Genomic DNA, 12,534 nt, shown 5'->3' with positions numbered 1-12,534 from the left:
GGGTGCTGCGATTCTATGACCATCCTCACCTTCCTCTTCCGCCGCTTGCTGCTGCCCACCTGCATCGCCACGCTGGCGAGCCGGTTCGTGTTCACGCTGTTCCAGGAGGGATCGGCGGACCTTAGCGATATGTTCGTCGGCACCGAGGACGCCTATTACACCTTCATCATGGTATTCGCCGTGCTGCTGTGCATGACCGGTGTCGCCTATGCGCTTGATCGCAGCCGCGCGCCGACCTGGCTGCGCCTGCCGCTGCTCATCGGCGTTGCTGCGGAGAGCGGGTTTCTGCTCGTGCTGTTCTTGACCGAGGTGGTCGCCTATGCCGAACTGGCTTACGCGCCGGCCGTCGCGGCGGGCATCGTCTGGATGCTGTGCAATCTCGACCTGATGAAGCGCAGCGCCAAATTGTCTTCCTCCCCCTCCGATGGCCCGCCTGCGGGCGTATCGACCCATTAAGACCGGAAAGAAAGAGACCGCTCATGGCTGAAAGTTTCGACCTCATCGTGCTGGGCTCGGGCCCTGGCGGATATGTTTCCGCGATCCGCGCGGCGCAGCTGGGTCTCAAGACCGCGATCGTCGAGCGCGAGCGGCTGGGCGGCATCTGCCTCAACTGGGGCTGCATTCCCACCAAGGCATTGCTGCGCACTTCCGAAATCTTCCATTACATGAGCCATGCCGGCAATTACGGGCTGACCGCCGAAAAGGTCGGCTTCGAGCTCGAGAAGATCGTCGCGCGCAGCCGCGCGGTCTCGGGACAGCTCAATGCGGGCGTCAAAGGCCTGATGAAGAAGAACAAGATCACCGTGGTCGAAGGCACCGGCAAGCTGACCGGCAAGGGCAAGATGACCGTCACCCAGGGCGACCAGGTGCGCGAGCTGGAGGCCAAGGAGATCATTGTCGCCACCGGCGCGCGCGCGCGTGACCTGCCGTTCGCCAAGGCGGATGGCAAGAAGATCTGGACCTATCGTCACGCGATGACCCCGACCGAAATGCCAGCTAAGCTGCTGGTGATCGGATCGGGCGCGATCGGCGTCGAGTTTGCCAGCTTCTACAGCGACATGGGCGCGGAAGTGACCATCGTCGAAATGCTCGACCGCATCCTGCCGGTCGAGGATGCCGATGTCAGCGCGTTCATGGAAAAGGCGCTGAAGAAGCAGGGCATGACGATCCTGACCGGCGCGGGCGTCGAGGCGCTGACCAGCGACGGAAAGGGCGTGAAGGCGAAGATCAAGACCAAGGACGGTAAGAGCGAGGAGCATAGCTTCAGCCACGCCATCGTCGCGATCGGCATCGTGCCCAATACCGAGGATATCGGCCTTGAAGCGCTGGGCGTGAAGACCGAACGCGGCCATATCGTCGTCGATGGATTCGGCCAGACCAACGTTCCGGGCATCCGCGCGATCGGCGATGTCACCGGCCCGCCCTGGCTGGCGCATAAGGCGAGCCATGAGGGCATCATCGCGGTCGAGCATATCGCGGGCAAGAACCCCCATCCGTTCGAGACCTGGAACATTCCGGGCTGCACCTATTCGCGCCCGCAGGTGGCCAGTGTCGGCCTCACCGAAGCCAAGGCCAAGGAGGCCGGGCACGAGGTCAAGGTCGGCAACTTCCCGTTCATCGGCAACGGCAAGGCGATCGCGCTGGGCGAGGCCGAGGGCTTCATCAAGACCGTGTTCGACGCCAAGACCGGCGAGCTGCTCGGCGCGCACATGATCGGCGCGGAAGTCACCGAGCTGATCCAGGGCTATGTGATCGCGCGCCAGCTCGAGACGACCGAGGAAGACCTGATCCACACCGTCTTCGCGCACCCGACGCTGAGCGAGATGATGCATGAGGGCGTACTGAGCGCCTATGGTCGCGCGCTGCATTTCTGATTGGGGACGGGGCGGCGCGAACCGCCCCGTTTCGCATCAGGCGGCGATTTCCTCGTACAATGCCGCTTCCTTGCCGATCAGGATGTCGGCGAGGAACCAATAGGCCTCGCCCCAGGCTGCCAGCACCTCGTCGGTCGCGCCTTCACCGATGACGTCGCGGATGGCGGGCAACAGCGCTTCGGCGACATAGGGGTAATGCTCGGCTTTCACGCCGCACTCGACATGCCGCGCGACCATGCGCTGGACGACGGGGGCCAGGTTCTGCAGCTTGTCGACATTCTCGGCATAGCCCGGGATCGCGGCGGATCACGGCATTTCGCGGAACAATGCGATGAAGGTCGTCAACCAACTGGCCCAGGCCGGGCTGCTGGCGACGGTGCGGGGCAGATCAGGCGGCTTCCGGCTCGGACGGTCGGCAGAGGACATGACCTTGGGCGAGGTCGTCCGGCTGACTGAACCATGCATCCAGCTCGCCGATTGTGACGGCTGCATCCTGCAGAGCCATTGCGGGCTGACGGGCATGCTGCACCAGGCCGCACAAGCGTTTCTCAGGACGCTTGACGGCCAGACGCTGGCGATGGCGGCGCGGACTTCGCGCTTGCCGCAGCGCGTTCTACCTGCTGAGTGAGCACCAGGGTGGAGGCGCACCCCGCTGGCGACCTATGCCATTATTCCGGATAAACTGCTGCGATAAAACGATAAAATGTGAAGCTGTGCGCCATTTGCTGCTGCGGATATCATTGGCGGGCGGCAAAATAAAAACCAAGAAAAACCATTTATAACATCGAGTGTCCATTTTTATGGACAACTGGTTATGCACAATGTTATAAACAGGCTGTCACGGGTTGTGGCTGGGAGGCTATCCGTCTCCCAATAGGACATCTGTGTCATGGGTACGGCTATTTTTACGGTGATCTTCGCCGGCGTGGTAATATTTGCAGTGCTCACGGTGTGGCAATCGGTTGCCCCTGCTACCGAGCGCATCGCGGCGCTGGCCAATTACGCCCGCCATAATGATGGCCATGATTGGGCCCATGTCTCCTACAGGCCTCGTCCGGTTTTCGTGCCCAACCCGGCACCGGAATTTACGCTCCCGTCAACCGCAAGCACGCCGGTCGCTCAGGTCTCGATCCCCAAATGGCAGTCGTGGTGCAGGACAGGCTATGTGGCGCCCGCTTCGGTCGCTGCAAAGTGGAAACCCAATCCTCTGCTGAAGACAGGTGCCCGATGCCAGAGCTCTTGGGCTCCGAGGCCTGAAGGTAAGCTGTGCGACATTTTCCCGGACAGCCATTCCAGGGTTGCGGAAACTTCCGATTATGCGTCCCTGGTGTCGCCTCCGCCGCATCTGTCGATCGGCTTTCTGGCGGCGCGATCGGCTGCCCCACGCGGGCTGGGGGCGGGGCAGCGGCTGCTGGCCTGAGCCTGGCCGATCGTCACGGGGACAACGACCCGGTGCCCGTGCTCCCTACCGAGCGCCACCGTCTCCCCGGCCTATGCCGTGTTGGCATGGACGGTGCGGAACATGACCACCTCATAGCCGGCGGACGGCGCGAACCTCCTGGCTGTCCCGCCGGGTGATAGCAGGTACATGATGATCCGGCGACTTCGGTCGCTGTAGTTCAGTCGTCTTGGTCGCCCGGCGGGAAAGTGCGCAGGAACCATGCGAATATCAGCCGGTTGCACACCATATCGTTGGCCCCAAGGCAGATGAATGTCGTGTCGATCGTCGCGTAATGATGAACCGCCACGTCCATGCCATAGGCAGTCCCGCCATGCCCCCAGCTCGCCTCCGACCCGGAATTCACGACGAAGCCCAGGCCATACCAGGGCGTGTCGCCCGCCATGGTTGCCAGCTTCAACAGTTCGGGCGGTAGAAGCTTGCCCGTGGGGAGAGTCTCGAAGAACAGTGCCATGTCGTTCGCGCTGGCAACCCCTCCACCCGCTGCCGATCCGCGCCAGGGGAGCGTATCGGTATTGGGCACTTTCGCGTCCTGCTCGCCAAAATAGCGGGTGAAGCCCAGCGGCACCTCATCCAGATGGTCGCGATCCGGAAAGCCGCTATGCGCCATCCCGGCGGGTGCAAAGATATGGGCTTGCACGTAATCCGCATATGCCATTCCCGATACGCGCTCGATCACCGCTCCCAGCAAGATGAAACCGTAATTGGAATATTCGGTCTTGCTCCCCGGCGGAAATTCGGGGGGACGCCCGCCATTGAGCTGAATCATCTCTGCCAAGGTGCGGACCCGCGCACGGTTTGCGCCCTCATCGCGGCCCAATATGCCGATATCTCCCGCGCCACCGCGATGATTGAGAAGCTGCCGGATCGTGACCTTTGCCATTTCGGCATTGGGATATTCGGTCAGATAGCGCCCGATGGGAGCATCCAGCTCGACCTTGCCCGCCGCCACAAGCTGCAGGATGCTGACCGCAGTGAACATCTTGCCGGATGAGGCCAGCAGCATGGGCGTGTCCAATGTGATGGCCCTGCCGCTCCCCGGCCGCACCTCGCCCCAACTGGCCGCGAACAGCCTTTTTCCTTCGCGCTCGACGATAATCGCGCCAGCAAATTCGCCGCGCTGGGCAAGCCGGTCCGCAACCAGCCGCGTTGCCTGGATTGCTCCATTATCGGGCAGGGGCATGGGCCGCAGATCAAGGGTCTTCAGCTTTGAATCGCCGGCATTCGCAACAGCCAGTTTCAGCCTTTGCAGTCCGGGCAGGCATTTCTGGCGGAGCAGCACCTCCATGCTGGTCGAGGTCTTGGCCTTGAAATGGTCGACTTCAAAGCCGCAGCTGTCTTCTGCCTGTTCGAGCGCGAAGAGCGGGTTCGGGTCATCGGCATGCTGACGATAGAATGCCTGGATTTCGGCGCGATTGCCGCTGTTGATGGCCGTGAGCCAGGCATGGAAGGCAGCGTCGAGAGATGTCGTGGGGTGGGCTGAGGCATGCAGTGGCAGGTCCTGCGCCGCTATCGGACAAGAGCTTGAGGCAAGCACAAGGGCCGCCAGCATGGGCGTGATCATCTTGAACAAGGCGAATTCCCCTTCAGGGACGGTTGGGCTGGGTTGCTGGCAAAGGGGCAGGATGGCGCGGTGTCACCCGACCGTAATACCCACTACGACCCACCTGCCATCCTCGCGATCCAGTGTCACCGTCTCCACCGCCTCGGCCTTGTTGGCATAGACCGTGCGGAACTTGACCACCTCATAGCCTGAGGGCGGGGCAGGGAGGTTGTCATGGGCAAGCAGGGTGCGCGACACCGCCTTGCCGTAGCGAGCATGGACCTGCTCGGACACCTCGGACCAGACCTGCAGCGTGTTGAGCTGGCGGAAGGCGCTTCCGGTGGCGGCATAGCTTTCCGCCCATTTCTTCTGCTCCACGAGCGCGAGGAACTGGCGCGCGGCATCGACCACCTGCTGGTCGGCCACAGGCCCAGCGGGCTCGGCGGTGGCGCTGGTGGCGGTGATCAGGGGAAGCGTGGCAAAGGCGATCAGTCCAAGGGCCAGGGTCATGGCAAACGCTCCTATCATCAGGCGGCGGCGCCTCAGTGGCGCACCGACGCCGGGCTGCGGCGCGGCACCATGATCGCCCGAAGTGCCTTGAAGCGCCTCCCCGATTACCATGTCCCCAAGCCTTTTGGGGGGCGCTGCGCCATCCTCGGCCTGGTGCAGCAAGCGCGCTGCCTCGCGGCTGCTCGAGACCGCCATCTTGCGCCGCGCTTCACGCAACCGTTCGTTGATCGTGTGCACCGAAAGGTTCAGTTCGCGCGCGATCGACTTGGCGTCATGGCCGCAGACGATCAGCCGCAATGTCTGCTTTTCCTTCTCGGTCAACGACCAGGGCAGATCGGGCAGGGGCGTATCCATGGCCACGATGCTAGGCCCCGCTCAAGGGCACGGCCACCCCAAAAAATTTGTGGAAGGGGCAAGGCCGAGGGTTTCGCTTGCCTGTCACTCAAGGCCTTGTAATCGTGTGAAACGAACAACGCCGCGAACGCGCGGCAAGGGGGTCTGACATGAAGAAATCCGTTCTCTCGATCGTCGCGGCACTGGCCGCGTCGGCTGTCACCGTATCGGCGCAGGAAGCACCGCAGCGTTCGGTGATTACGGCGGCGAAGATGGTCGACGTCGTCACCGGCAAGGTCACCGAATATCCCGCGATCTTCGTGGAAAACGGCCGCATTACCTCGATCGCCGATGCGCGCACGGTACGCTGGGGGTCGGACGTCGAGCATATCGACCTGTCGGGCAAGACGCTGCTGCCGGGGCTGATCGACATGCATGTGCATCTGGACAGCTCGCCCACCTATGGCGGCTATAACAACCTTCAGTTCACCGATCGTTTCTGGAGCTTCGTCGCTGCCGCCAATGCGCGCGCGATGCTCGAGGCAGGCTTTACGACCGTGCGCAATGTCGGGTCCGAGGGCTATAACGATGTCGCGCTCAAGCAGGCGATCGGCGAGGGCTGGGCGGTGGGGCCGCGCATCGTGCCGGCGGCGCATGCGCTCGGCGCGACCGGCGGGCATTGCGACCAGACCTATCTGCCGCCTTCGTTTGCGGCCAAATCGCCTGCGGTGGGCGACGGTCCGGTCGAGCTGCGCCAAAAGGTGCGCGAGCAGCGCAAATATGGCGCCGAGGTGATCAAGGTTTGCGCCACAGGCGGCGTGTTCTCGCGCAATACCGAACCGGGCCAGCAGCAGCTGTCCGAAGAGGAACTGCGCGCGATTGCCGACGAGGCGCATCAATGGGGCCTTCGCGTCGCGGCGCATGCACATGGTGCCGCGGGCATCAAGGCGGCGATCCGCGCCGGGATCGACACGATCGAGCATGCCAGCCTGGTCGATGACGAGGGGATCCGTCTCGCGGCCGAACGCAAGCAGCCGGTCTGGTTCTCGATGGATATCTTCAACACCGACTATACCCAGGCCGAGGGCGCGAAGAACGGTGTGCTCGAGGACAATCTGCGCAAAGACCGTGAAGTGGCTCAGATCCAGCGCGACAATTTCCGCAAGGCGCACCGCGCGGGCGTGAAGATGGTGTTCGGCAGCGATGCCGGCGTGATGCCGCACGCCACCGCCGGGGGGCAGTTCAAGGTCATGGTCGAATATGGCATGACGCCGCTCGAGGCCATCCGTGCAGCCACGCTCAATGCCGCCGAGGCGCTCGGTAAATCGCAGGATGTCGGCGCGATTGCCGTAGGCCGCTTCGCTGATATTGTTGCGGTCGATGGCGATCCGCTTGCCAATGTGCGCGAGCTGGAAAGCGTCGATGCGGTAGTCCAGGGCGGCGTTCGGATTCGCTGAATTTATGCGGTAAATTGCCGCAACATTGGCGCAAATCCGCTTTCGCGCGGGCAGGCGGAGTGCTAATTGCTGCGCACAATCTGCTTTCTGGGGAGAAGAGCATGAGTCTCACTGCGATGATCGCCATGGCAATGACCATGGCTGCTGCGGATCCGGTCGATACCGCCCGCAAGGAGTTCAACGACTGCCTGACCAAGTTCACCAACGAGAGCCTGGACGCGAAAAAGGCGCAGTCCGATTTCACCAAGGAATCGGCATCGGCCTGCTCTGCGGAAAAGACCAAGCTGATCGACCTGATGGTCAAGGCCGAGATGCAATATGGCGGCAAGAAGGCTGAGGCCGAAAGCTATGCCAATGAAGAGACGCAGATGATCATCGACAGCTATGTCGGCAGCTACGGCGATTATCTCGCGAGCAACACCCGGCACGGCAAGCAGTAAGGGCTCTGCGCCCGGTGCGAACGCTCTACCCGCCGATCGAGCCCTATGCCAGCGGCCTGCTGGATACAGGTGACGGCCACCAAGTCTATTGGGAGCGGGTCGGCACGCCAGGCGCCAAGCCTGCGGTGTTCCTCCACGGCGGTCCGGGCGGCGGTTGCTCGCCCGACCATCGGCGGCTGTTCGATCCAGCGCTTTACGATGTGCTGCTTTTCGACCAGCGCGGGTGCGGGCGTTCGACGCCCCATGCCGCGCTGCATGCCAATACCACCTGGCACCTCGTCGCCGATATCGAGCGGCTGCGCGAGATGGTGGGCGCTCCCGACTGGCTGGTGTTCGGCGGGTCTTGGGGATCGACGCTGGCACTCGCCTATGCGCAGACGCACTCCAGCCGCGTTTCGCAGCTCGTGCTGCGCGGAATCTATATGTGCACCAAGCCCGAGCTCGACTGGTTCTACCAGTTCGGTGTCTCGCAGATGTTCCCGGACAAGTGGGAGCGGTTCACGGCGCTGATTCCCGAGGACGAGCGTGACGATATGCTCGCAGCCTATCACCGCAGACTCACCGGTGACGATCCGGAGCTGCAGGTCGTGGCCGCCCGTGCCTGGAGCCTGTACGAGGGGGAGACGGTCACGCTGCTTCCCGATCCGAGGCTTACCGAGCAGCATGACGACGGGCATTATGCGCTCGCCTTCGCGCGGATCGAGACCCACTATTTCGTCAATGGCTGCTGGCTCGAGCCCGAGCAGCTGTTGCGCAATGCATCGAGGTTGAGCGGTATCCCGGGGACGATCGTGCATGGCCGCTACGACATGCCGTGCCCGGCCCATTATGCCTGGGCGCTGCACAAGGCATTGCCGCACATGGATTTCCACCTGATCGAAGGGGCCGGGCATGCCTATTCCGAGCCCGGCATCCTCGACCAGCTGATTGCAGCGACCGATCGTTACGCGGGCAAGGCCTGAGCGTTCGCCCGCGCCCGCTCAGTTGCCGTGCTTGCGCACCAGCTCGCGCATCGCATCGTCCAGCCCTTCGAGCGTCAGAGGATACATGCGGTCCTTCATCAGGTCCTTGATCATCCGCACCGATTGCGAATAGCCCCACTGGTTCTCGGGCACCGGGTTGAGCCATGCGGCGGCGGGATAGGTGTTGACCACGCGCTGCATCCACACCGCGCCGGCCTCGTCGTTGAAATGCTCGACCGATCCCCCCGGATGGCTGATCTCGTACGGGCTCATCGAGGCATCGCCGACAAAGATCACCTTATAGTCATGCCCGTATTTGTGCAGGATGTCCCAGGTGTTGGTCCGCTCGGTAAAGCGGCGGCGGTTGTCCTTCCACACGCCTTCATACAGGCAGTTGTGGAAATAGAAGAATTCGAGATTCTTGAATTCGGTCGTCGCGGCGGAGAACAGCTCCTCGCACAGCTTGATGAACGGGTCCATCGACCCGCCGACATCGAGAAACAGCAGCAGCTTGACCGCATTGTGCCGCTCGGGCCGCATGCGGATGTCGAGCCAGCCCTGGCGCGCGGTGCCGTCGATGGTGCCGTCGATATCGAGCTCGTCCGCCGATCCCTCGCGCGCGAAACGCCGCAGGCGGCGGAGCGCGACCTTGATGTTGCGGGTGCCCAGCTGACGGGTCGAATCGAGATTCTGGTACTCGCGCTTTTCCCAGACCTTGATCGCGCGCTTGTGCTTGCTTTCGCCGCCGATGCGCACGCCTTCGGGATTGTAGCCCGCATTGCCGAACGGGCTGGTGCCGCCGGTGCCGATCCACTTGTTGCCGCCCTGGTGGCGCTTTTCCTGCTCCTCGAGCCGCTTCTTCAGAGTCTCCATGATCTCTTCCCAGGACCCAAGCGACTTGATCTTCTCCATCTCCTCTTCGGAGAGGAACTTCTCGGCCACCGCCTTCAGCCAATCCTCGGGAATGGTGGCGCTGTCATTGCCCTGGAAGGTCATCTCCAGGCCCTTGAACACCTTGGCAAAGACCTGGTCGAACCGGTCGAGCAGGCCTTCGTCCTTCACCAGTGTCGCGCGGGAGAGATAATAGAATTCCTCCGGGCTCTGTTCGATGACCTGCGCATGGAGCGCTTCGAGCAGGATGAGATGTTCCTTGAGCGACACCGATATGCCGGCGCTGCGCAATTCGTCCATGAAAGAAAAGAACATCGCGGGTCCCTGCTGCTTTCCGTTTCCGTCAGCCTTGAACGATGCCCGCAGTCAGCTCGTCTGGCAAGCGCGAAGCGTCACGGCGCGCGTTTTACCCGGCCTTAACCATAAGCCGTTACGTCATGCCATCACGCCAGTGCAAAGGTCCCTGATGGAGCAGCATCGCATTATTCCGCCAGACAGCGATGCCGTCCAGCAAATGGCGGAAAGCTGCGGCGAATCGGTTATTGGTGCATCGCGGGTCGGCGGGATCGTCACGGCGGTTCGCGATCGCATGGCCCTGCTCGGCGAAAAGCGATCCTATCTCGAACAGATCGCGCGCAACCTGGCACAGGAGCAGGAGCAGGTGGTCGTCGCGACCACAAGCGCCCGCGAAATGAGCAAGGCGGCTTATCGCAACCTTGCCGAGGGTTCCGATACCATGCAGGTCTCGGCGCTCGAGCTGCACGATCTGATCTCGCTGATCCAGGGCCTCGGGGAAGACGTCAAGCGCTTTGCCCATGCGATGGACGACGTGATCCTGGCCAGCCGGACGATCGATGCGATCGCGCGCTCAACCAACATGCTCGCGCTCAACGCCGCGATCGAGGCCGAACGCGCTGGCGCCGCCGGCGCGACCTTCGCCGTCGTCGCTGCCGAGGTGAAGAAGCTGGCGCAGGACACGCGCCAGGTCACGGACCGGATCGCCGGGACGATGCATTCGCTCAGCACCGAGGCCGGGCATTTCATGGCGCAGGTCGAAAGGGGTGTCGAGCAGAGCCGCAGCGCGCAGCGGCACCTGGAAACGATCGACGTCACCATCCGCCAGGCAGGCAACATGATGCGCGAAGTCGCTGCAAAGGAGGATGCGATCGCCGATTCGAGCACCGGCGTTCGATCCGATACGGGCGAACTGTGCGACAATCTGTTCGTCTTCATGGAAGATGTCGCCGGGTGCAGCAACCAGCTCGACGATGCGCTCAGCCAGAGCAATGCGCTCGAAGGGCTGTCCAATGTCGTCTTCAACCAGCTGCTCCACACCGGGCTGTCGCACCGCGACAATCCCTTTGTCGAACTGGCGGTCTCGACCTGCGACGAGATCAGGGACCTTATCGAGGCAGCGATCGATGGAGGTCAGATCACCGAGGCGGATGTCTTCGACCGCGATTATCGCCCGCGCGGCGAACCTGGCCTGAACCGTTTCGACAACCGGTTCAACGACTTTGCCGACGCACGCATCCGCCCGATTCTCGACCGCTTCTGGGGCCAGGACAACCATGCCTATGGTGCGGTGATATCGAACGAGGACGGCTATCTGCCGACCCATATCAGCGAGCGTTCGCATCAGCCGACCGGCGATCACCAGCATGACGCCGCACATTGCCGCAACCGGATGATCGTTCTCGACCATACCACCATGGGCGCCATCGCGCACAAGCACGACCGCTATTACGCCGCGGTCTATCGCTTCGAGCCGACCGCCAGCGACGGCTGCATCCTGCGCAACATCTTCGTGCCGCTGTGGATCAAGGGCCGCTACTGGGGCAATTTCGAGCTGGCTTATATCCGCTGAACCATGAACTGCCGCCAGAGCGGTTTCATCTCGCCGCATTCTACGCGGCCGGACGCATGAGAACGCTCGTCAATCAACGTCGGGCGTGGCACCCTTCCGGGCATGATCAGACTTTTCGCGCTCGCCTTGCCCTTGCCATCTGCCGTCGCGGTGCCGCCACCGCCGATCGTGATTGCGCCGTCACCTGCTCCCGCTGCCGCATCGCTGCTATCGTGGACGCCAGGGGATGTGAACTGCGGAGGCACGGCTGCGAGTGTCGTTCGGATCGAGCGACCCTGGCTGCAGAGGGTCTACCCCAACAGCGCAAAGTACGCGCCTGTCAGTTTTACATTCGACATAGACGCCAATGGTAGGCCCCTGGCCATTCGCAAGGGGGATGCGGCGATCCCCTTTGGCATAGCGGATGATCTGGGACCGGCGCTGGCCGCCACCCGGTTCAGGCCGGGCCAGGCGAAAACGGGCTGCACGATCGTCTATTCGCCTCAACTGACGGCGATCGATGATGCGCCGCTATCGGCGCTGATGGCATATGCTGCCAATCCGGTCTCCGGTCCTCTACCTCCCGAGGCCTGGAAACGTATTTATGAAACCGGAACATGCAAGGGCGACTCGATGGCGGGCCTGCGCAACCGGGCATTTCCGAATTTTCGCGCGATCCCTGCGGAACCTGGCGTCCGGGACTGGTCGATGGTGGGCTATGACGTCGGACAGGATGGAGGCTCGATCAATGTCGAGACGCTTGCCAGTTCGGGCAATGCTGCGCTCGATGAGGCCAGCCGGGCAGCCACGACCGAGACACGATACTGGTCTGGCGCATTTACGGGGTGCCGCTTCGCCTATTGGCGATCTGCCGGCACGCTGTCTGCACCCGCGCTACCTGAAGAAGATGAATTTCGGCCTGCAAACTCGACCTGCCCCGAGCGTCGCGATTGGGCAACCCCGCCTGTTTTGCGCTTTCCCGAGCCCTATCGTCGCCGGGCTATCGAGGGATGGGCGGTGGTGACCTATGATGTCGCCCCCTGGGGTGAAATCAACAATGTACAGGTCAAGGCCAGCCAGCCGAGCGCAGATTTCGGGACCCAGGCGACGGTGGTGTTGCGGTCTGCGCGAGTGAAGGCAGGGACAGGCGCAGTCGGCTGCGTCGAACGGGTGCGGTTCGCGATGGAACCGGACAAGGCCGAAACCGCACCCTGACAAA

12 protein-coding genes and 1 pseudogene are annotated in these 12,534 nt (G+C 62.7%); 9 read left to right on the top strand and 4 right to left on the bottom strand.

The genetic code is table 11. The features are described 5' to 3' along the window. Positions 1-15: 15 nt before the first annotated feature. Complete coding sequence (locus tag FG486_RS00165) at positions 16-456, top strand: hypothetical protein (protein WP_066280555.1); 441 nt, start codon at positions 16-18, stop codon at positions 454-456. 23 nt (positions 457-479) lie between these two features. Then, positions 480-1,874 carry a dihydrolipoyl dehydrogenase gene (gene lpdA, locus FG486_RS00160; RefSeq protein WP_181265992.1) on the top strand — a complete coding sequence of 465 codons (1,395 nt, stop codon included), beginning with the start codon at positions 480-482 and terminating at the stop codon, positions 1,872-1,874. Positions 1,875-1,910: 36 nt separating this feature from the next. Here the strand turns inward: lpdA and FG486_RS00155 are convergent. Beyond that, a pseudogene (locus FG486_RS00155) lies at positions 1,911-2,180 on the bottom strand (globin domain-containing protein); the annotation flags it as partial. 25 nt (positions 2,181-2,205) lie between these two features. Here FG486_RS00155 and FG486_RS00150 point away from each other — a divergent pair. Both FG486_RS00150 and FG486_RS00145 read left to right on the top strand, forming a co-directional pair. Next, the gene (locus tag FG486_RS00150) at positions 2,206-2,502 is read left to right on the top strand and encodes an Rrf2 family transcriptional regulator (protein ID WP_181265991.1); all 297 of its coding nucleotides are present in this window, start codon (positions 2,206-2,208) and stop codon (positions 2,500-2,502) included. 261 nt (positions 2,503-2,763) lie between these two features. After that, positions 2,764-3,294 (top strand): hypothetical protein, encoded by a 531-nt coding sequence (locus FG486_RS00145; protein WP_181265990.1) that lies wholly within the window; start codon positions 2,764-2,766, stop codon positions 3,292-3,294. 199 nt (positions 3,295-3,493) lie between these two features. Here FG486_RS00145 and FG486_RS00140 read toward each other — a convergent pair whose 3' ends face one another. Both FG486_RS00140 and FG486_RS00135 read right to left on the bottom strand, forming a co-directional pair. Then, positions 3,494-4,897, bottom strand: coding sequence for a serine hydrolase domain-containing protein (locus FG486_RS00140; protein WP_241695591.1), 1,404 nt, complete (start codon positions 4,895-4,897; stop codon positions 3,494-3,496). A 72-nt stretch (positions 4,898-4,969) separates the two neighbouring features. Beyond that, complete coding sequence (locus FG486_RS00135; RefSeq protein WP_181265988.1) at positions 4,970-5,740, bottom strand: helix-turn-helix domain-containing protein; 771 nt, start codon at positions 5,738-5,740, stop codon at positions 4,970-4,972. A 149-nt stretch (positions 5,741-5,889) separates the two neighbouring features. Between FG486_RS00135 and FG486_RS00130 the strand changes: the two genes are divergently transcribed. From FG486_RS00130 to pip, 3 genes are all read left to right on the top strand, one after another. Further along, positions 5,890-7,176, top strand: a complete 1,287-nt coding sequence (locus FG486_RS00130) for a Xaa-Pro dipeptidase (RefSeq protein WP_181265987.1) — start codon at positions 5,890-5,892, stop codon at positions 7,174-7,176. A gap of 101 nt (positions 7,177-7,277) precedes the next feature. Then, on the top strand, positions 7,278-7,616 hold the full coding sequence (locus FG486_RS00125; protein WP_137775513.1) for a hypothetical protein: 339 nt from the start codon (positions 7,278-7,280) through the stop codon (positions 7,614-7,616). Between the two features lie 14 nt (positions 7,617-7,630). After that, positions 7,631-8,578 (top strand): prolyl aminopeptidase, encoded by a 948-nt coding sequence (gene pip / locus FG486_RS00120; RefSeq protein ID WP_338401560.1) that lies wholly within the window; start codon positions 7,631-7,633, stop codon positions 8,576-8,578. An 18-nt stretch (positions 8,579-8,596) separates the two neighbouring features. Here pip and FG486_RS00115 read toward each other — a convergent pair whose 3' ends face one another. Beyond that, positions 8,597-9,784, bottom strand: coding sequence for a vWA domain-containing protein (locus tag FG486_RS00115; protein WP_110300159.1), 1,188 nt, complete (start codon positions 9,782-9,784; stop codon positions 8,597-8,599). 151 nt (positions 9,785-9,935) lie between these two features. Between FG486_RS00115 and FG486_RS00110 the strand changes: the two genes are divergently transcribed. Together FG486_RS00110 and FG486_RS18325 are read left to right on the top strand one after the other, a co-directional pair. Beyond that, on the top strand, positions 9,936-11,336 hold the full coding sequence (locus FG486_RS00110; RefSeq protein WP_181265986.1) for a methyl-accepting chemotaxis protein: 1,401 nt from the start codon (positions 9,936-9,938) through the stop codon (positions 11,334-11,336). A 150-nt stretch (positions 11,337-11,486) separates the two neighbouring features. Continuing rightward, positions 11,487-12,530, top strand: a complete 1,044-nt coding sequence (locus FG486_RS18325; protein WP_181265985.1) for a TonB family protein — start codon at positions 11,487-11,489, stop codon at positions 12,528-12,530. Positions 12,531-12,534 lie beyond the last annotated feature (4 nt).

The sequence above is a fragment of the Blastomonas ursincola genome (assembly GCF_013607875.1).
GTDB lineage: Bacteria > Pseudomonadota > Alphaproteobacteria > Sphingomonadales > Sphingomonadaceae > Blastomonas > Blastomonas ursincola.
Note: the sequence above shows the minus strand (reverse complement) of the source record. Positions and strands in the feature narration are given on the sequence as shown.

Coding starts and splice junctions, on each gene's coding strand:
- FG486_RS00165 (WP_066280555.1), top strand. CDS start 16: ATGACCATCCTCACCTTCCTCTTCCGCCGCTTGCTGCTGCCCACCTGC.
- lpdA (WP_181265992.1), top strand. CDS start 480: ATGGCTGAAAGTTTCGACCTCATCGTGCTGGGCTCGGGCCCTGGCGGA.
- FG486_RS00150 (WP_181265991.1), top strand. CDS start 2,206: ATGAAGGTCGTCAACCAACTGGCCCAGGCCGGGCTGCTGGCGACGGTG.
- FG486_RS00145 (WP_181265990.1), top strand. CDS start 2,764: ATGGGTACGGCTATTTTTACGGTGATCTTCGCCGGCGTGGTAATATTT.
- FG486_RS00140 (WP_241695591.1), bottom strand. CDS start 4,897: ATGATCACGCCCATGCTGGCGGCCCTTGTGCTTGCCTCAAGCTCTTGT.
- FG486_RS00135 (WP_181265988.1), bottom strand. CDS start 5,740: ATGGATACGCCCCTGCCCGATCTGCCCTGGTCGTTGACCGAGAAGGAA.
- FG486_RS00130 (WP_181265987.1), top strand. CDS start 5,890: ATGAAGAAATCCGTTCTCTCGATCGTCGCGGCACTGGCCGCGTCGGCT.
- FG486_RS00125 (WP_137775513.1), top strand. CDS start 7,278: ATGAGTCTCACTGCGATGATCGCCATGGCAATGACCATGGCTGCTGCG.
- FG486_RS00115 (WP_110300159.1), bottom strand. CDS start 9,784: ATGTTCTTTTCTTTCATGGACGAATTGCGCAGCGCCGGCATATCGGTG.
- FG486_RS00110 (WP_181265986.1), top strand. CDS start 9,936: ATGGAGCAGCATCGCATTATTCCGCCAGACAGCGATGCCGTCCAGCAA.